Annotated in this window: 17 protein-coding genes, 1 tRNA gene and 1 pseudogene; 15 read left to right on the top strand and 4 right to left on the bottom strand. The window is 52.2% G+C overall.

Annotated features, from left to right (window positions below):
- Positions 1-19: 19 nt before the first annotated feature.
- The 6 genes from AC6ROY_RS00445 (at position 20) to AC6ROY_RS00420 (ending at position 6,373) form a co-directional block, all read left to right on the top strand.
- Positions 20-1,030, top strand: a complete 1,011-nt coding sequence (locus AC6ROY_RS00445; protein WP_500097987.1) for a PstS family phosphate ABC transporter substrate-binding protein — start codon at positions 20-22, stop codon at positions 1,028-1,030.
- 104 nt (positions 1,031-1,134) lie between these two features.
- Entirely contained in the window at positions 1,135-2,070 is a 936-nt protein-coding gene (gene pstC, locus AC6ROY_RS00440; protein WP_500097986.1) for a phosphate ABC transporter permease subunit PstC, read from the top strand.
- A complete protein-coding gene (pstA, locus tag AC6ROY_RS00435; RefSeq protein ID WP_500097985.1) occupies positions 2,070-2,939 on the top strand; it encodes a phosphate ABC transporter permease PstA in 870 nt (289 codons plus the stop codon). The genes pstC and pstA overlap by 1 nt, the downstream gene beginning before the upstream one ends.
- Positions 2,940-2,966: 27 nt before the next feature.
- Positions 2,967-3,722, top strand: a complete 756-nt coding sequence (gene pstB, locus AC6ROY_RS00430) for a phosphate ABC transporter ATP-binding protein PstB (RefSeq protein ID WP_500097984.1) — start codon at positions 2,967-2,969, stop codon at positions 3,720-3,722.
- Positions 3,723-3,746: 24 nt separating this feature from the next.
- Positions 3,747-4,406: a phosphate signaling complex protein PhoU gene (phoU, locus tag AC6ROY_RS00425; protein WP_500097983.1), complete on the top strand. Its 660-nt coding sequence runs from the start codon at positions 3,747-3,749 to the stop codon at positions 4,404-4,406.
- A 161-nt stretch (positions 4,407-4,567) separates the two neighbouring features.
- Positions 4,568-6,373, top strand: coding sequence for a GGDEF domain-containing protein (locus tag AC6ROY_RS00420; RefSeq protein ID WP_500097982.1), 1,806 nt, complete (start codon positions 4,568-4,570; stop codon positions 6,371-6,373).
- Here the strand turns inward: AC6ROY_RS00420 and AC6ROY_RS00415 are convergent.
- Positions 6,362-7,123: an HAD family hydrolase gene (locus AC6ROY_RS00415; RefSeq protein WP_500097981.1), complete on the bottom strand. Its 762-nt coding sequence runs from the start codon at positions 7,121-7,123 to the stop codon at positions 6,362-6,364. The genes AC6ROY_RS00420 and AC6ROY_RS00415 overlap by 12 nt on opposite strands.
- Before the next feature lie 118 nt (positions 7,124-7,241).
- Here AC6ROY_RS00415 and polA point away from each other — a divergent pair, with 118 nt between their 5' ends.
- From polA to AC6ROY_RS00390, 5 genes are all read left to right on the top strand, one after another.
- Positions 7,242-10,079: a DNA polymerase I gene (gene polA / locus AC6ROY_RS00410; protein ID WP_500097980.1), complete on the top strand. Its 2,838-nt coding sequence runs from the start codon at positions 7,242-7,244 to the stop codon at positions 10,077-10,079.
- Positions 10,080-10,103: 24 nt separating this feature from the next.
- Positions 10,104-10,937 (top strand): DNA-formamidopyrimidine glycosylase, encoded by an 834-nt coding sequence (mutM, locus tag AC6ROY_RS00405; RefSeq protein ID WP_500097979.1) that lies wholly within the window; start codon positions 10,104-10,106, stop codon positions 10,935-10,937.
- Between the two features lie 270 nt (positions 10,938-11,207).
- Positions 11,208-12,023: an MntP/YtaF family protein gene (locus tag AC6ROY_RS00400; RefSeq protein ID WP_500097978.1), complete on the top strand. Its 816-nt coding sequence runs from the start codon at positions 11,208-11,210 to the stop codon at positions 12,021-12,023.
- Positions 12,024-12,052: 29 nt separating this feature from the next.
- The gene (gene coaE / locus AC6ROY_RS00395) at positions 12,053-12,649 is read left to right on the top strand and encodes a dephospho-CoA kinase (protein ID WP_500097977.1); all 597 of its coding nucleotides are present in this window, start codon (positions 12,053-12,055) and stop codon (positions 12,647-12,649) included.
- On the top strand, positions 12,646-13,227 hold the full coding sequence (locus tag AC6ROY_RS00390) for a lytic transglycosylase domain-containing protein (protein WP_500097976.1): 582 nt from the start codon (positions 12,646-12,648) through the stop codon (positions 13,225-13,227). The genes coaE and AC6ROY_RS00390 overlap by 4 nt, the downstream gene beginning before the upstream one ends.
- A gap of 113 nt (positions 13,228-13,340) precedes the next feature.
- Here the strand turns inward: AC6ROY_RS00390 and AC6ROY_RS00385 are convergent, their stop codons facing one another.
- A complete protein-coding gene (locus tag AC6ROY_RS00385; RefSeq protein ID WP_500097975.1) occupies positions 13,341-13,565 on the bottom strand; it encodes an alpha/beta-type small acid-soluble spore protein in 225 nt (74 codons plus the stop codon).
- A 99-nt stretch (positions 13,566-13,664) separates the two neighbouring features.
- Between AC6ROY_RS00385 and nrdR the strand changes: the two genes are divergently transcribed.
- From nrdR to AC6ROY_RS00365, 4 genes are all read left to right on the top strand, one after another.
- A complete protein-coding gene (gene nrdR / locus AC6ROY_RS00380; RefSeq protein ID WP_500097974.1) occupies positions 13,665-14,147 on the top strand; it encodes a transcriptional regulator NrdR in 483 nt (160 codons plus the stop codon).
- Between the two features lie 92 nt (positions 14,148-14,239).
- Positions 14,240-14,312: transfer RNA gene (locus AC6ROY_RS00375), tRNA-Ala, on the top strand.
- Between the two features lie 99 nt (positions 14,313-14,411).
- Positions 14,412-15,374 carry a helix-turn-helix transcriptional regulator gene (locus AC6ROY_RS00370; RefSeq protein ID WP_500097973.1) on the top strand — a complete coding sequence of 321 codons (963 nt, stop codon included), beginning with the start codon at positions 14,412-14,414 and terminating at the stop codon, positions 15,372-15,374.
- Between the two features lie 106 nt (positions 15,375-15,480).
- A complete protein-coding gene (locus AC6ROY_RS00365) occupies positions 15,481-16,107 on the top strand; it encodes a type 1 glutamine amidotransferase family protein (RefSeq protein ID WP_500097972.1) in 627 nt (208 codons plus the stop codon).
- A 650-nt stretch (positions 16,108-16,757) separates the two neighbouring features.
- Here the strand turns inward: AC6ROY_RS00365 and AC6ROY_RS00360 are convergent.
- Positions 16,758-16,979, bottom strand: coding sequence for a hypothetical protein (locus AC6ROY_RS00360; protein ID WP_500097971.1), 222 nt, complete (start codon positions 16,977-16,979; stop codon positions 16,758-16,760).
- A gap of 258 nt (positions 16,980-17,237) precedes the next feature.
- Positions 17,238-18,202 (bottom strand): annotated as a pseudogene (locus tag AC6ROY_RS00355) (glycoside hydrolase family 30 beta sandwich domain-containing protein); the annotation flags it as partial.
- Positions 18,203-18,211 lie beyond the last annotated feature (9 nt).

Raw genomic sequence — 18,211 nt, 5'->3', positions numbered from 1 at the left:
CAAACACAAACACTAAGGAGTGGTCAAGTTGTTTAAGAAAAGTGCTTTAGCAGTAACGGCAACCGTATTGGCAGTATCCCTCGCAGCATGTGGTACAAAAACGGAAACGAACACACAAGCCGGCGGAGCTACTCCTGCACCAGCCCCTGCTAAAGAGCCTGCCAAGGACACAACTGCAGCTTCTAACTTGAAGGGCGAAATTAAAATCGACGGTTCCTCTACGGTATTCCCGATTTCTCAGGCCGTAGCGGAAGAGTTCATGAAAAAAAATAAAGACGTTAAAATTACAGTCGGCGAGTCCGGTTCCGGTAACGGAGCGAAAAAGCTGATCGGCGGCGAAATTGATATTGCTGACATGTCCCGCAAATTCAAAAAAGAAGAGCTGGACGAGCTTAAAACAAAGCAAAACACAGAAGCAATTGAAATGCCGATTGCACTTGACGGCGTAACGGTTGTTGTTAATAAGAAGAACACGTTTGCGAAAGAAATGACGGTTGAAGAGTTGAAGAAAATTTGGGGCAAGGACAGCAAGATTAAGAAATGGAATGAAGTTCGTCCGGAGTGGCCGGACAAGGAGATCAAACTGTACGGTCCAGGTACGGCTTCCGGTACGTTTGAGTTCTTCACAGAGGCGATCAATGGCAAAGCGAAGGAGTCGCGTTCCGATTACACGGCTTCCGAGGATGACAACGTGCTTGTAAAAGGCGTATCCGGCGATGAGTTCTCCATGGGTTACTTCGGCTTCTCCTACTTCAAGGAAAATGAAGCGAAGCTGAACGCCGTATCCATCAAGAAGGATGCTAACTCGCCAGCTGTTGCTCCAGACCATGACACGATCGAAAAAATGACGTATGCGCCGCTGTCCCGTTACATCTACATCTACCCGTCCAAGAAAGCGCTGGAGCAGCCGCATGTCAAGGAATTTGTTAAATACTACAACAGCGAAGACGGCGCCAAGCTTGTTGAAGCAGTTAAGTACATCAGACTGCCTAAAGACGTTGCTGCCAAAAACCTCGAAGCCGTAAAATAATCGCATTCAAGTCATTGCAAAAGCAAATTCTGGCCGTGACGCTCACCGGATCAGGCTGAAGCGTCACGGCTATTCTATCATCTGCTTTACGCGGGGGAATGGGTATGGACAAAGTGGCGAGCCAATTAGCTTCGGCCAGCAAAGTGAACTATAAGAAAAAAAGCCGGATGTTGTCATCCGATGTCTTAATTCCGAAAATTTTGGCGTTTTTCGCCATTATCTCGATTCTGACGACTGTCGGGATTGTGTTTATACTTGTGTTTGAATCCGTCGGCTTCTTCCGCGAAGTGCCGATCTGGGAGTTTTTCAGCGGCACCAAATGGACGCCTTTGTTTGAGCCGCCGGCATACGGCGTATTGCCGTTGATTACCGGTACGCTGCTTATTACCGTGATTGCAAGTATTGTGGCCATTCCGATCGGACTGGGCAGCGCCATCTATTTGAGCGAATACGCTCCGGCGAAGGTTCGTAATATCGTCAAGCCTGTGCTGGAAATTTTGGCCGGTATTCCAACGATCGTATACGGATTTTTTGCTTTAACCTTTGTGACGCCGGTGCTCCGGTTTATTATTCCGCAGACGGAAATATTCAATGCGTTAAGCGCAGGGATCGTCGTCGGCATCATGATCATCCCGATTATTTCGTCGCTTAGTGAGGACGCAATGGTTGCCGTTCCGGCCGCGCTGCGCAATGGCGCATACGCGCTTGGATCGACGAAGCTGGAGGTCGCGATTAAAATTGTTGTGCCCGCCGCGTTGTCCGGTATCGTTTCTTCCTTCGTATTGGGCCTGTCCCGTGCGGTTGGCGAAACGATGATTGTGACGCTGGCTGCCGGCAATATGGCCGTCATGGCCTACAATCCGCTGCAAAGCTTGCAGACGCTAACCGCTTATATCGTTTCGGTTAGCTCCGGCGACACGCGATACGGCTCAACCGAATACCTGACCATCTATGCAGTCGGGATGACCTTGTTCGTGTTAACGTTACTGATGAATATTCTGGCAAGCTACATCTCCAGAAAGTTCAGGGAGGAATACTGATGGAAAGCAAAGAAACACTTCTGCACATCAACCGCCGCAAGCGGAAAAACAAGCTGTACCATCAGCTCTATTTCGCCTCGACCTGCTTTGGTATCATTGCGCTTGCCTTGCTGCTGATACAAGTTCTCGTTCAAGGACTCGGCTGGCTGGATTGGGACTTTCTGACGAACTATTCGTCGCGTCTCCCTGAGCGGGCCGGTATTCTCGCAGCCTTCGTAGGAACGCTGTGGCTGATGGCAATTACGGCGCCGCTGACGTTCATTATTGGCGTCGCAACAGCCATTTATCTGGAAGAATACGCCAAGGATACGAAGTTTAGCCGCATCATTCAGACGAACATCGCCAATCTGGCGGGTGTGCCGTCCATTGTTTACGGTTTGCTTGGTTTGACGGTGTTCGTCCGGATGCTGCATCTGGAGCGCAGCATTTTGTCCGGTGCATTGACGATGACCCTGCTGGTGCTGCCAATTATTATCGTTTCGTCGCAGGAAGCGATCAAGACGGTTCCGCAGTCGCTGCGCAACGCTTCGTTTGCCTTGGGCGCCAACCGTTGGCAGACGATCGTACGTGTTGTGCTTCCTTCCTCGCTGCCTGGTATTTTGACCGGCTCGATTTTGTCGCTGTCCCGTGCAATCGGTGAAACAGCGCCGCTGATCGTCGTTGGCGCGGTTGCGTATGTGGCGTTTCTGCCGCATTCGCCGATGGATACCTTTACGGTTATGCCGATTCAAATTTTCAACTGGGCGAGCCAGCCGCAGGCCGAGTTCCAAAATGTCGCAGCCGCCGGTATCATCTTGCTGCTGATCATGCTGCTGAGCATGAACGCATTCGCCATCTATCTGCGGAACAAATACCAGCGGAAGCTGTAGAAGCACGGTTAGGGAGGAGCCCACGTCATGTCAACGATTGTCGATATCAATCAGCTTGAGCTGTATTATTCCGAATTCCACGCATTGAAAAAAGTAAACATGGACATCTCTGAAAATTCCGTCACCGCCTTCATCGGTCCGTCCGGCTGCGGCAAGTCGACCTTGCTGCGTACGTTGAACCGGATGAACGATATGATCAAAGGGATCAAAATCGAAGGCAAAGTAAACATCGACGGACAAAACATTTATGATGCGGATGTAAACGTCGAGCTGCTGCGCAAAAACATCGGGATGGTATTTCAGCAGCCGAATCCGTTTCCGAAGTCCATTTACGATAATATTGCGTATGGTCCGCGCATTCACGGCATAAAAGATAAAGAGCAGCTGGACCATATCGTAGAATCAAGCCTGAAGGCTTCCGCCTTGTGGACGGAAGTTAGCGGCAATCTGAAAAAGTCTGCGTATGGCCTGTCCGGCGGACAGCAGCAGCGTCTGTGCATCGCACGCGCCTTGGCTGTTAATCCGCGCATCCTGCTCATGGATGAGCCTACCTCAGCGCTTGATCCCATCTCGACGTTGAAAATCGAAGAGCTGATCCGCGAGCTGCGCGACAAGTACACCATCGTAATCGTAACCCATAACATGCAGCAAGCGGCCCGGATTTCGGACTTTACTTCCTTTTTCTTGAATGGCGAGGTGATCGAGTCGGATCAGACCGAGAAAATTTTCACGACCCCGACCGACCAACGCACGGAAGATTATATCACGGGACGCTTCGGATAACGAACATTAAGGGAGAAGATGTCGATGGATACAAGATCTATTTTCCACTCTGCGGTTGAAAGTCTGCAGGAGGAGCTGCTCAAAATGGGCAGCCTTGTCGAGCAGAGCATCGACGGAGCCGTTGATGCGCTTGATAAGCGGGATGAAGTGCTGGCGGAGCAGGTCATTGCGCAGGACGATCAAATTGACGAGCTGCTGCTGAAGGTTGAAGAAAGCTGCTTGCGCCTGATCGCGCTGCAGCAGCCGATGGCTGGCGACCTGCGGATTATCGGATCCGCGATGAAAATCGCCATTGATCTGGAGCGGATCGGCGACCACGCTGTGGACATCGCCAAGATCGCGCGCCGTCTGGCAGGCAAGCCTCCGGTCAAGCCGCTTGAAATTATTCCGAATATGGTAGTGCAGGTGAAAGGCATGCTCAGCGAAAGCCTGGGCGCTTATACGGAGCGCAATATTCATCGCGCGGCGGCGCTGGCGGAGCGCGATGATGAGGTCGATAAGCTGTACAGCGCAGTCGTGGACGAAATTAACGGCTTGATGAACGTCGATTTGTCGCGCAACCGGGAGCTGTCGCAATTGATGCTGGCGGCCTTGTATCTGGAGCGTGTGGCCGACCACACGACGAATATCGGCGAAAGCGTCATCTACATGGTGACAGGCAAGCGCAAGGATTTGAATATTTAGCTTTGTCAGGCAGCCCTCGGATGAGGGCTGTTTTTCATTGCGGCAAGGGTGAAATTAACAATAATTTTACATAGAGGAAGGGCGCGTTAACACGGGGTTGAAAGTCCTATGATAGACTAGGAGTTAAGGTACTTGTCAGACCAAGAAAAGTGGGGATTTCTATGGCAGAGCATCCAAGCGCGCAGTCATCCGGGAATGAGCGGAGCAGCCTCCGGCATGAGCTTGAGCATATTATTCACGAGAAAGCCATTTATGCGGTTTATCAGCCGATTGTGTCGCTGCAGGACGGAGATACCCTCGGCTACGAGGCATTGACGCGCGGGCCGGAAACAAGCGCTTTGCGCTGGCCGCTGTCGTTATTCGCCCTGGCGGAAACGGAAGGCATGCTGTACCAGCTGGAAAGCCTGGCTCGCAACAAGGCGGTCGAAGGCGCCAGGCTGCAGAACAGCAAGCAGCTGCTGTTTCTGAATGTATCGGCTGCGCTGCTGAACGATCCGCTGTTTACGCCCGGCAAAACGCTTGAGCTGCTGACGGCGCGTGGACTCAGCCCTTCCAATGTGGTGTTTGAAATAACGGAGCGCAGCTCGATTGAAGACTTTGCTTCAGCTAAAAAAATGCTGGACCATTACCGGAAGCAAGGCTACCGGATCGCCATTGATGATGCGGGAGCCGGATATTCCTCGTTGCAGGCGATCGCGGAGCTTAGTCCCGATTATATTAAGGTGGACCGCTCGCTTGTGTCCGGAGTGCATCAGAGCAAAACGAAGGAATACATTTTGGAGACACTCGTGACATTTGCGGAAAAGCTGGACGTCTACCTTGTCGCGGAAGGCATCGAATCGCCGGAGGAGCTGATGAAGCTGACCCGGATGGGCGTCCATTACGGACAGGGGTATTTGCTGGGACGACCGCAGGAAGAGGTACAGCCGCAGATCGACCCTGGGATTCGCAGTCAAATTGTCGAGCATCGCAAAAAACGGGACTGGACCGGCCATATCGTCCCCATTGGCGATCTGGCGATGCCCTGCCAGACGTTCGATATCCGTACGCCGATTTCGAAGGTCGCCAATTATTTCAAGGAGCATATGGATACGCAGGGAGCTGTCGTCCTGAAAGGCTCGCAGCCGGCCGGCCTCATTATGCGGGAGCGCTTGTTTCAGCAGCTGGCGGGTCAATACGGCTATTCCTTGTTCTGGAACCGGCCGATTGATCAGTTGATGGACGCTTCCCCGTTAATCGTTGATGAAGGCGAGCCGGTTGAGTTGGTGTCCAAGCTGTCGATGAGTCGCGCGACCGGGCATTTGTATGATCTTGTGATCGTGACGTCGCATGGACATATGCATGGCGTCGCTTCGGTACGGACGATTCTCGAATCCATTACAAATGCGAAGATGGAAATTGCCCGTGTCGCCAATCCGCTGACGGGACTGCCGGGCAATTTGCAGATTAGCCGGGAGATGAAGCGGCGGCTGGCGGACGGCAGCCGGTTTTCGGTGATCTACGGAGACCTGGATTACTTCAAATGGTTCAATGACCGCTACGGCTTTCACAGGGGCGACCAGTTGATTCAATTTACCGCCGATTGCATCCAGCAGGCGGTCCAGCTGGTCGGCGCTCCGTTCGACTTTGTCGGCCATATCGGAGGGGATGATTTTATTGCGATTACCGCTTCGGGACAAGCGGAAAAGCTGTGTCATGAAATTATTCGGCGGTTTGATTCCGGCGTGTACGCCTTCTATGAATCGGAAAGCTGGACGTATGTGAAGGATCGGCATGGCAACAAAATCGAAAGTGACGGGGTGACGCTGTCGCTATCGCTTGTCGTGTGTGAATCCGGGTTGCATGTGACGCCTGAGCATGTGTCGCAGACAGCAGCCGAGCTGAAGAAGCAGTCGAAGGCGCACCAGGGAAGCGTTGTGTTCTGCAAAGCGGTCGGACATCCGGCCGCGGCTGCTTTACTGGAATAAGCCTGTCATTTGCTCGATTCGTTTAATCAAATACACCTGGCGCTTGCCGAGCTTCTGCCGGGTAATGGAGGAGGCCGCAGGCTCCGCGGATCCGTTCTCATGCAGCCAGACGGCGTCCATCCCGGTTTTCACGGCGCCGCAAACATCATGCTTCCACGAGTTGCCGACCATCACGGCTTGGCGGGGCGCAAGCTTCAACGCGCTGAGCGCGGTTTTGAACAGCACAGGGGCCGGCTTCTTGTCGGCTGGCTTCATGGCGGTGTAGACGCGCTCCGGCGGGAAAAACGGCTGGAGCCTGAACCGTTCCAGCAGCTGCAGCACTTCGGCCCGCGAGCTGTTGCTGATAATGGCGAGCGTGTGGCGGGGAGCCAGCAGGGAGAGCGTTTCGCAGGTGCCCGGAGGCATTCGTTTCGCGGCGCCTTGCAACTGAAGCACCTCCTGCATGAAATCGCGCGTCATCCCGCCAGGCACAGGCAGCTCGCACTCCAGGAACGCTTCGCGCAAGCATTGCTGCTGCAGCTCGTCGAGCTGCTTGAAGGTAGCCCGCGCTTTTTTACGCTGATGCCAGCGGGTAATATAAGCCTGCCACAACGCGTCGCTGTCGCCGGGCTCCCCTGACGACCAGCGTGCGGCATAGCCGCCCCATACTTCCCGGAAGCAGCCCTCGAAGCTTAACCCCTGCAGCACCAGCGTCTGGTTCACATCGAAAAAAATAACTTGCTTGCCGCTCAGCGGCTTCGTTTCACTCACGGTCATCCCTCCGATTTTCGGCATATCCCTACTCCGAATGACATTCGCGGAAAGGATCAATTCCTTTCATTTTATGCGGGCGCGGAGCCGGTCACCCCTCTGACTGCTTGTTTTTGCCATGTTTTTTTATGCAGCCCGCGTATGCTATCATGGAGAGAGCAGAACATTATGCACGAATGGGGTGTCTTGGTTGTCCAAATCAAAGCTGATTATTATTGACGGGAACGGGATCGCATATCGCGCATTTTTCGCGCTGCCGCAGCTCACGAACTCCAAGGGCATGCATACAAATGCCGTGTACGGGTTTACAACCATGCTGCTGAAGCTGATGGACGATTTTCAGCCTTCGCATTTTCTCGTGGCGTTTGACGCCGGCAAGCAGACGTTCCGGCACGAGGGCTACGCGCAATATAAAGGAACACGGGATAAAACGCCTCCGGAGCTGTCCGAGCAATTTCCGGTGCTGCGGGAGCTGATCGCTTCCTTCGGCCTTCGGCAATATGAACTGGACGGCTTCGAGGCCGACGATATTATCGGGACGGTAACACGGCTTGTGGACGCCAGCGACGATTTCGAAGCGATTGTCGTCACCGGCGACAAGGATATGCTCCAGCTGGCTTCGGACAAGGTGAACATCGCGTTGACGCGCAAAGGGATCAGCGAGATGGAGCTGTTTGACCCGGCGCACATCGAAGCGCAATACGGGCTGCAGCCGCAGCAGATTATTGATCTGAAGGGCTTGATGGGCGACGCCAGCGACAATATTCCCGGCATCGCCGGGGTTGGCGAGAAGACGGCGCTCAAGCTGCTGCATGAATATGGATCGGTGGAGCAGGTGCTGGAGCATGCCGGCGATATCAAGGGGAAGCTTGGCGAGAAGGTCGCCGCCCATGCCGAGGATGCGCGTTTGAGCAAGCAGCTGGCGACGATTCACCGCGAGGTGCCGCTGGACTTCCCGTTGTCCGAGCTGGCCTACGGCGGCTATGATGACGGGCAGCTGGCGGATGCCTTCCGCAAGCTTGAATTCAAGTCGCTGCTGGAGCGGCTTGGTCTGCAAGGCGCCGGAAGCGACGGCGCTGGGGCAGACGCGGTCCGCGTCGACAGCGTGTGGGCGGCTGATGACGAGGCGCTGGCTGAGCTGGTCCGGGCGCTGCCGGCGGTTACGGCGCTGCATGTGGAGGCGGTCGGCGATAATCCGCATATCTCCGAGCTGGTCGGACTGGCCTTCTATTCGCAGCTGGACGGAAAAGCCGCGAATGAAGCGGAGCGCGGGGAGGCTTCCGAAGCGGCGGAAGACGAAGCCGTGGGAAACGAAGCGGCGGAAGACGCAGCGCCAGCAGGGCGCGCGTTTTATGTGCCGGCCGACGTGTTGAGCTCGGCAGCCGGCGCGCCTGTCCGCGAGTGGCTTGCCAGCCGGGACAAGGCGATCCACGTTTATGATCTGCACCGCGCGATGCTTGTTTTGCATTGGCAGGGCATTGAGCTGCAAGGCGTTAACTTCGATGCGCTGCTGGCGGGGTATTTGCTCGATCCGACGGATTCCGCGCTGACGCTCAGCGGCTTGGCGGCGCGTTATGGACTGCCTGCGCTGCCAGCCGACGAGGATGTGTTCGGCAAGGGGGCGAAGTTCAAGCTGCCTGAGCGAGAGGCGTTGTGCGCGTTTATGGGCCAGAAGGCGGCGGCCATTCACCTGCTGACGGCGAAGCTCAAGCAGCAGCTGGAGGACAGCTCAATGCAGGAGCTGTTTTCGAAGCTGGAGCTGCCGCTTTCGCTGGTGCTGGCGGAGATGGAGCGGAAGGGCATCAGGGTTGACAAGGCGGAGCTGCAGGCGTATGGCGTGGAGCTTGGGACGCGGATCGAAGACATCGTCGACAGCATCTATACGGCGGTCGGCATGGAATTTAATCTGAACTCGCCCAAGCAGCTGGGCGAAATTTTATTTGACAAGCTGGGACTGCCCGTCGTGAAGAAAACGAAAACCGGCTACTCGACGGACGCGGAGGTGCTGGAGAAGCTGGAGCCGTATCATCCGATGATCGGGCATATTCTTCATTACCGCACGCTAGCCAAGCTGCAATCCACTTATGTGGACGGGCTGGTGAAGGAGGTTCGCTTCGATACAGGCAAGGTGCATACGTATTACAGACAGACGATCGCCGCAACCGGACGGCTCAGCAGCCAGTTTCCGAACCTGCAGAACATCCCGATCCGGCTGGAGGAAGGGCGCAAAATCCGTAAAGTATTTGTCCCGTCGCAGCCGGGCTGGCGTATTTTGACGGCGGATTACTCGCAGATCGAGCTGCGGGTGCTGGCCCATATTTCCCAGGATGAGAAGCTGATCGAGGCGTTCCGGGATAATCTGGACATTCATACGAAAACGGCGATGGATGTGTTTGGCGTAGCCGAGCAGGCTGTGGACGCCAATATGCGCCGGCAGGCCAAGGCGGTCAACTTCGGTATCGTATACGGCATCAGCGATTACGGATTATCCCAGAACCTGCACATTACCCGGAAGGACGCGGCGCAGTTTATTGAGCAATATTTCGCCGTCTTCCAAGGGGTGCGTAAATATATGGACGATATCGTCCAAATGGCCAGAAAGGACGGCTACGTCACGACCTTGCTGAATCGCCGCCGCTATTTGCCGGAAATTACAGCCTCGAACTTTAATTTGCGTTCGTTCGCTGAGCGTACTGCGATGAATACGCCCATTCAAGGGACGGCCGCTGACATTATCAAGCTTGCGATGGTCCAGCTGGACCAGCGGATGGCGGACGAAGGCGTCCGCAGCCGTCTGCTGCTGCAGGTGCATGACGAACTGGTGCTTGAGGTGCCGGAGGAGGAGGTCAGCCTGATGAAAACGATGGTGGCCGAGGTGATGGAGACGGCGCTCAAGCTGGATGTGCCGCTCAAGGTGGACGTCGATGACGGGGCCAACTGGTATGAAGCCAAGTAAAGTGCAGAAAGGAAGGGAATTGGAGTGCCGGAATTGCCAGAAGTAGAAACCGTCCGCCGGACGCTGCAGCAGCTTGTCGTGGGCAAGCAGGTGGAGAAGGTGACCGTGCTGCTGCCGCGTATTATTCAACGTCCGGACGATACCGAGGTATTCGCCGCGCTGCTGGCGGGCGAGACGATTCGATCAGTGGAGCGGCGGGGAAAATTTCTCCGCCTGATGTTTGATAATTACACGCTTGTTTCCCATCTGCGGATGGAAGGGCGTTATGGGGTGTATGCGGCAGAGGAGCCGCGCGAGCTGCACACCCATGTCATTTTTTCCTTTACAGACGGCAGCGAGCTGCGGTATAAAGACGTGCGGCAGTTCGGCACGATGCATATTTTCGATAAAGACCAGGATTTAAACGAGAAGCCGCTGGTCAAGCTGGGGCTGGAGCCATTGGACGAAGCGTTCACCCTGCAGCTGTTTCGCGATCGGCTAGCGAAGAAATCGACCAAAATCAAGCCGCTGCTGCTCAACCAGGAATATGTGGTGGGCATCGGGAATATTTATGTGGATGAATCGCTTTATTTGGCCTGCATTCATCCGGAGCGGGAAGCGAAGACGCTGTCTGCGTCCGAATGGGCCAAGCTGCATGAAGCGATTGTGACGACCTTGCGCGAGGCGGTGGCGGTTGGCGGCTCGTCGATCAAATCGTATGTGAACGGTCAAGGTGAGATGGGCATGTTCCAGCACCAGCTTCGGATGTACGGGCGAAAGGGCGAGCCTTGTTATTCGTGCGGCGGTCCGATTGAAAAGTCGGTCGTGGCCGGACGCGGCACTCATTTTTGCCCAAGCTGTCAGAAGCCCGGGGCGTAGCCGGACAGCAGGCTGTTTTTGCCGCAAAAGGCTTCCAGCAAAGGTTAACGCCGGGGTTAGCCGCAAAGGGCTAACGCAGCAGCGTCGCCATCCCGTTGCACCATCCGCCCAGAACTCCCATATAGTAAGCCATGAGCCGCCAGCCTGCAGCCCGTCCTGGGCGGATGTGCGGGCAGGCTGAGCGCTGACAAATGCGGAAACAAGCGTCTGCCCGCCTAAGCGCGATTTGAGGCTTTCGCTGCGTTTCCCGGGGCTGGGAGGGAAAGGCACATGCTGCCGGTAGGTTCGTTACTGTTGCTGGCTTTGGCGGTAAGCTTGGACGGATTCGGCGTAGGGGTCACCTACGGCTTGCGCAAAATCCGGATTCCAATCGCTTCCGTCGGAATTATTTCTTGCTGCTCTGGTCTTATCATTTATTTGTCCATGCAGATTGGCGTGTGGATGAGCGGCTGGGTGAGCCCCGAGCTGGCGAAGGATATCGGCGCCCTTATTCTCATGGGTATCGGCATCTGGGCGCTTGTTCAGCTTTATACCCAGCGTGGAGCGGAATCCGAGCTTGATGATACTGACGCTGCTGCTGGACATGGGAACAGGGACGAGACGGTGTCTGGTTCTGTGTCTGTGCCGGGTTCTAAGCCTGTTTTTGGTCCTGGTTCCGTATCCGTGCATCAGTCCGGCAACGGTTCGCAAGCTCCTTCTGCTGAAAACGGGCTTACGCTGACGCCCGCTACGGCCAAGGAAATCATTTATATCGAGCTGAAGCGGTTCGGTCTTGTTATTCAAATTTTGCGCAAGCCGTCGATGGCCGATATGGATCGCTCCGGTATTATCTCCGCCTATGAGGCGACCTTGCTGGGTCTGGCGTTGTCGCTGGATGCGTTCGGTGCGGGCATAGGCGCCGCGCTGCTCGGCTTCACGCCGTGGCTCACAGCAGCGGTCATTGCGCTGGCCAGCGGCATGTTTCTGGCGCTGGGCCTGCATGTCGGGCTGCGCTTCGCCGGGGTCAGATGGATGCGCTCCTTGTCGGTCGTGCCGGGATTCGTGCTTATTATTATGGGCATTATGAAATTGTTTACTCATACTTGAAATTGAATGGAAGCAGGGAGTACCGCGATATGAATATAGGATTAACGGGAGGGATCGCCTGCGGTAAAAGCACCGTTGCGGCTATGCTCGTTCGCCGGGGCGCGCTGCTCGTCGATGCGGATCAGATCGCCCGCGAAGTCGTGGAGCCGTACACGCCGGTTCTCGCACAAGTGGTCAAGCGCTTCGGCGCCGACCTCTTGCTGCCGGACGGCTCGCTTAACCGCAAAAAGCTGGGGGAGCGGGTATTCGGCAACCCGGAAGCGCTGCGTGATCTGGAAGCATTGCTGCATCCGCCGATTCGGGCGATGATGCGCGAGCGGATGCGGCAATACCAGGAGCGCTTTCCGGAGCAGCTTGTCGTTGTGGATATCCCGCTGCTGTATGAATCGGGCCTGCAGTCGATGGTCGAGCAGGTCATGGTTGTTTATGTGCCTCGGGAGGTTCAATTAGCGAGATTAACCGCCCGAGACGGCATGACGACGGAGCAGGCGGAGAAGCGCCTGAACGCCCAGCTGTCTATTGAAGAAAAACGGGAGCGCGCGGATGTCGTCATCGACAATACAGGCTCGCTTGAGCATACGGAAGAGCAGATTGATAGGTTTTGGAAGGAAAGGGGGCTTTCATGAAATTTTGGCGCAAGAAACGGGTATTCGCGGTGCTGCTGGTAACCTTTCTTGTATTTTTGTTCATGAGCAGCTCTGCCGTTGGCCGTTACGTGTATCCCATTTCGTACCAGGAAGACATTCGTCGGTATGCGCAGCAATATGAGCTTGACCCGTTTCTGATCGCGGCGATTATTCGGGTCGAGACGAATTACAAGCCGGATATTCAGTCGAAAAAGGGCGCTTACGGCTTGATGCAGCTTATGCCGGACACGTCCTCCTGGATTATTGAAAAAGCGAGCTTTACAGATACATACCGCCAGCAGCTGAATCAACCTGCGGTTAGCATTCAGCTCGGCTCCTGGTACTTGAACTGGATGAGCAAGCAATTCGGCGGCAATCAGATTGCGATGATCGCCGGCTACAATGCCGGACACGGAAAAGTGAGCCGCTGGCTGGAGGAAGGCCAATGGGATGGCCAACTGGATCGCGTCCGCGACATTCCTTATGGCGAAACCCGGCATTATGTGCAGCGTGTTGTTTACTATTATGATAAATATAAACAACTATATGGGGAAGAATGGAAGCAAGGGGGGAACTGACGACGGCTTTCAGCTGCTGCTGAATAACGACGCGCGAAAAGAAGCGCTGGACAAGCCGCCTTTTGCAAGGAGGAATGCCCGGCACTTCTTCTCGTTTTCATTAAAACGTGGTATTATTTGTATTGACCGGCAAGCGATTGCTCGGCAATTTGCACCAAGCGGCGCGTGATGTGACCACCGATCGCACCCGTATCACGAGTGGCCATGTTACCGTAGTAACCGTCTTGGGGAATCGCGATCCCCAATTCCTGGGCTACCTCGTATTTCAGTTGATCCAACGCTGCGTTAGCTTGCGGCACGACGAGTGCATTGCTGCTGCGGGATTGTCCTGTACCCATGTCTGTTCACCTCCTTGTCGGTTGGTAATCCTATTATGCTCGTTAAACCGACCTTCATGTAAGGGAGTCTCTGGAAAAAGGAAAGGAAGAACAAACTCCATGAAATGTCCCTTCTGTGATTACTCCGGAACGAAGGTGCTTGATTCGCGTTCCGCCAATGAAGACAAGTCGATCCGCCGCCGCCGTGAATGCGAGAAATGCTCCAAGCGCTTCACGACCTTTGAGATGGTGGAAGAAACCCCGCTGATCGTCATCAAAAAAGACGGCAGCCGCGAGGAATTCAACCGCGAGAAAATGCTCCGCGGCCTGATTCGCGCCTGCGAGAAACGTCCGGTTCCGCTCGAACGGCTGGAGATGATCGTTTCCGAGGTCGAAAAGCAGGTCCGCAACACCGCCCAAGCGGAAGTAGACAGCCGCGCGATCGGCGAAATTGTCATGACCGAGCTGTACCCGGTCGATGAGGTGGCGTACATTCGTTTTGCCTCCGTGTACCGGCAATTCAAGGACATCAACATGTTTATGAAGGAGCTCAGCGGACTGCTGTCCAAGCATCAAGTCAACGACGATGGCGGAAATCATTAATTTTCCGCCACCCGTTGACAAGCAGCTGGCGGCGTGGTATTATTCTTTTTGTCGCCAAGAAGCGATGGAGAAAAAATGATTGCTGTATATAAGGGGCCTTAGCTCAGCTGGGAGAGCGCATCGCTGGCAGCGATGAGGTCAGGGGTTCGATCCCCCTAGGCTCCATAAAAGTTTGACAAAAAAACGGCAGAGATGCCGTTTTTTTTGTTGAAGTCAATGGTAATGTAGAATTTTTAAAATGGTGACACGAGCGAGGGTTGTGTTATGCCAAAAAAGGATAATATGTTAGCAATTTTATGGATGTTGAATTCGGGAGAGAAATGGACTGCAAAACAAATATCCGAGAAGTTGGAAGTAAATATAAGAACAGTTTATCGTTACATTGATGCACTATGTTCTAGTGGAGTGCCTATAGTATCCGACCCAGGTCATCATGGTGGCTATAGCCTGCTGAATAATTTTATCAGAGCGCCTCTGCTATTTGATATGGAAGAAAAAAAGACACTCCTTCATGCTGCTGTTTTTGCAAAAGAAGCTGGATACCCTTTGAGCGAGACATTAGAGAATGCAACATCCAAGTTGAAAATGTATTCGAATGATAAACAGGAAATCACACTAAACCAACATTTAGCTGGTTTTGAAGTTATAAACCGCAGGGTCAGCCCTTCTGATCAGCTAATATTAGCGGAACTGGAGCATGCTGTAGAAAAGGAATTCTCTGTAGAAATCGATTATCGCACAAACCATGAAGAGAAACCAAAGAAAAGGGTAATAGATCCTTATGGGATCGTTTATTGGAACAATAGATGGTATACTGTTGCATTCTGTCACCTAAGAAATGAAATACGAAGTTTTCGGGTAGATCGGATTTTACTAATCAAGCGTACTCAAATCATATTTAAGCGTCCTGAAGTTTTTTCTAGCCGTGAATTTTTTATGAAAAACCTGTTACCTGATCTTGTGGGTAAGGAAGGGTTGATTTCTTTAATTATCGAAGGCAGGACAGAGGCGTTAGATGAACTAAGCATGCATTGGTTTTTAGGGCATCATCTGAAAGAGCGAACATCTAATCAAGCCATCTTTTTATTCGAGGAAAAATCAATTCATAATTCTGTCCCTTATTTTCTCCTATCCTATGGTAAATCCATTCGAATAATCGAACCACAGAGTGTGAAAGACAGACTTGTTGCTATTGCATCAGAGTTAATGGAATATTATCAACTTTAATAGCTTCACTGACAGCAGATGTCAGTGAAGCTATTTTATAATGAAATAGTCACTGATTACCGATGGATTGTAGTCCTTGATAGATAAAAAAAGGGAGAAATTCAACATGAAAAGTACAGTATATCTTTATGTTTTTGACAGCATGTCCGATTGGGAAATAGGTTATTTAACGGCCGAGCTAAACTCAGGAAGATACTTTAGAAAGGGGCTGGCTTCAGCAAAAATCGTTACTGTTGGGATCGAAAAGGCTCCAGTAACTACAATGGGTGGATTGAAAATAACGCCTGACATTAAAGTGGGTGAGTGCAGCATTACAAGCGTAGATGCACTGATTTTACCTGGAGGAAACACATGGACAGAGGCTATTCACAACCCCATATTAAAAATTGCCGAGATGTGTTTACAGGAAGGGATCGTACTTGGGGCAATTTGCGGTGCTTCCATAGGACTTGCTCAAGCAGGGTTGTTAGATTCCCGTTGGCATACAAGCAATGATCTGGGGTACCTTAAAATGATTTGTCAGTCTTACACGGGCGAAAAATATTACAAATTGGAATCTGCTGTTACCGATGAAAAACTGATCACTGCTTCCGGAGTAGCTCCTCTAGAATTTTCTGTTCATGTTTTAAGAGCGCTAGATGTATTTTCTCCAGAAACATTAAACGCTTGGTATCATCTTAATAAAACTCATGAACCTCAATATTTCTACGAATTAATGAATTCAGTTCAATGACAGTATAGGGCTATAAGGTATGTGGAGAGCTGCGATAATCTCAAAAGACCGGACGCGATAGCTATGCTAAAGAAAGAGAAGCTGTGACAGATTAACACAGAGCACGATCCGATAACCTATATGAAACGTTTATCATGACCATCCGTGGTAGAGCGCATCGCTGGCAGCGATGAGGTCAGGGGTTCGATCCCCCTAGGCTCCATACAAAAAGAAACGTCATCATATTACGTGATGGCGTTTTTTGTATGGATTGACCAGGGGGCGACCCCCGGGTTCCGTCCGCGCGCAGGACTAATGTAACGGAACTGAGCGACCTTATTTCTTCGAATATACGCCAGCTTACAATGTAACGGAACTGAGCGCCGCTATTTGAGCAATTTGTTGTTAACAACCGCTTAAACTGCATCAATAACGCTTCTGAGTTCCGTTAGAATTTATTCCCGGCCATTTTTGGCCCAATAAGGGCTCCCATTCTACCAAACGATGTAATACATTACGTGCGTAGCGATCAGTAACCCGAAGATCTGACGCAAGTTCATTCGTCGTAAAAGGCCTGCGTAATCTGCGCGCATATCGAACCGTTTCTGCTTCAATAGAGTTCAGCCGGGCATCTGCCTCGAACGACAGCAACTTTGCAAGGAACGATAAGATTAATTGCTTGCAAAATTCTGGCTCATCCCGAATCGACAACTATGCGATCGGCAAAAAGATCCAATCATCGAGAGATAATAAACTTTGTCTACGGCACAGATCTTTAAACCTGCGTGTATCCAAATCTCGGGCAATCCTTTTTGCAATAATTCGCGTCTTCGATGATTTTTCTCCTGCTCGATCTGCTGCTGCATCCACGATTCGTAATCTTTTTTTAACATGTAGCGCCCCTCCTTTTATCAAGGAAAATAGAAAAGCCGCCTCGATACACTAAGTATCAAAGCGGCATATGCTTCATGACCATTCTCGTATAAGTAGATACTGGCTACTTTTATATGATTCACAAACAGATCACGATTTCGGGTTCCGGATTGCAAGGCGAAGGGTTACATGTTTTGTTCCGACTAAGGTGTGGTAAATGGTATTCCATTTGAGGGATGCGCCGGTAAGTTCAGAAAATCGACATAACCTGTTCCGTTTTAACCGGTAAGCGTTGACCCTATTACGGTATGGGTCAAGGTTGTACCCGTTTCCGCTTCAGACACGGTATCGTGATTCGGGCTTGGCGTTAATTCAATACAAACGTTGTGACACTTTGGGCGGGCAATTGTGCGGCAAAACCATTTCCCGTTACCTGAATTGGCGATTGGGCAGCCAGGTTTCGGTTGCGATCCGTTATCCATGAGGACGCTGTAGCAGCTGTTCCGCCTTGCAGGGTGAAGTTTTGACTGGTTGCGCTGGTTCCTCTATTAATGGCAACGATGACAATCTTGCCGTCTCCCTTGTAGGCAGAAACATGTACGTTGGAATCCGGGTTTTTAGTTGCCTCAACTCTTGTATAGCCAGGTCGGACAAACTTCGAGAAATGAGCCATATTGTAGCCGCGCTTGCTTATTGTGCCGTCCTCATTCATGGGGCTGTACTGTCTGCGAATATACCACCATACATAAGCCTGAAAATTACCCTCAACCATGGCATTATGAATATGATAGGAAACATCTAATGCTTCGGGCCAGCGATTTGACGAGTTGGCTTCGCTATTTGGATAATAGACTTCGGTCATCCAAAGCTCTTTGCCTGTTCCTTTTTCTTGAAATAAAGGATAAGGGAAATTGTTGAATTGCGTCCCATACGTATGAGCGCCGAGTATGTCCATATTCGCCAATGCTTGCGGATTATTTAATATCGGATCCGACATATTTTTGACGTAGGAAAAGGATTCGGGCGCGATGACTCTGTTGTTGATGGAGCCTGCATTTTCTCTCATGAAGCGGAGAATTTCCTCTGCCGACCACCAGGTCCAGTCGTGTGCATAATCGGGTTCATTTTGTACAGAAATGGCATACAAGTTTACGCCGTTGTTTTTCATAAACGTATCGAATTCATTCAGATACTGGGCATATGCCTGATATTTATCGTATCTGAGTCGTTTAGCATTCGTATCCTGGATGAA

The organism is Paenibacillus sp. sg306046, assembly GCF_059821225.1.
This window is presented reverse-complemented; position numbering and strand designations above follow the sequence as displayed.

What these genes read in the sequence shown, in the direction of transcription:
- nrdR (WP_500097974.1), top strand. Translation starts at nt 13,665, where the DNA reads ATGAAATGTCCCTTCTGTGATTACTCCGGAACGAAGGTGCTTGATTCG.
- AC6ROY_RS00400 (WP_500097978.1), top strand. Translation starts at nt 11,208, where the DNA reads ATGCTGCCGGTAGGTTCGTTACTGTTGCTGGCTTTGGCGGTAAGCTTG.
- pstB (WP_500097984.1), top strand. Translation starts at nt 2,967, where the DNA reads ATGTCAACGATTGTCGATATCAATCAGCTTGAGCTGTATTATTCCGAA.
- phoU (WP_500097983.1), top strand. Translation starts at nt 3,747, where the DNA reads ATGGATACAAGATCTATTTTCCACTCTGCGGTTGAAAGTCTGCAGGAG.
- AC6ROY_RS00420 (WP_500097982.1), top strand. Translation starts at nt 4,568, where the DNA reads ATGGCAGAGCATCCAAGCGCGCAGTCATCCGGGAATGAGCGGAGCAGC.
- polA (WP_500097980.1), top strand. Translation starts at nt 7,242, where the DNA reads ATGTTTTTTTATGCAGCCCGCGTATGCTATCATGGAGAGAGCAGAACA.
- coaE (WP_500097977.1), top strand. Translation starts at nt 12,053, where the DNA reads ATGAATATAGGATTAACGGGAGGGATCGCCTGCGGTAAAAGCACCGTT.
- AC6ROY_RS00385 (WP_500097975.1), bottom strand. Translation starts at nt 13,565, where the DNA reads ATGGGTACAGGACAATCCCGCAGCAGCAATGCACTCGTCGTGCCGCAA.
- AC6ROY_RS00365 (WP_500097972.1), top strand. Translation starts at nt 15,481, where the DNA reads ATGAAAAGTACAGTATATCTTTATGTTTTTGACAGCATGTCCGATTGG.
- pstA (WP_500097985.1), top strand. Translation starts at nt 2,070, where the DNA reads ATGGAAAGCAAAGAAACACTTCTGCACATCAACCGCCGCAAGCGGAAA.
- AC6ROY_RS00370 (WP_500097973.1), top strand. Translation starts at nt 14,412, where the DNA reads ATGCCAAAAAAGGATAATATGTTAGCAATTTTATGGATGTTGAATTCG.
- AC6ROY_RS00390 (WP_500097976.1), top strand. Translation starts at nt 12,646, where the DNA reads ATGAAATTTTGGCGCAAGAAACGGGTATTCGCGGTGCTGCTGGTAACC.
- AC6ROY_RS00360 (WP_500097971.1), bottom strand. Translation starts at nt 16,979, where the DNA reads ATGTTAAAAAAAGATTACGAATCGTGGATGCAGCAGCAGATCGAGCAG.
- pstC (WP_500097986.1), top strand. Translation starts at nt 1,135, where the DNA reads ATGGACAAAGTGGCGAGCCAATTAGCTTCGGCCAGCAAAGTGAACTAT.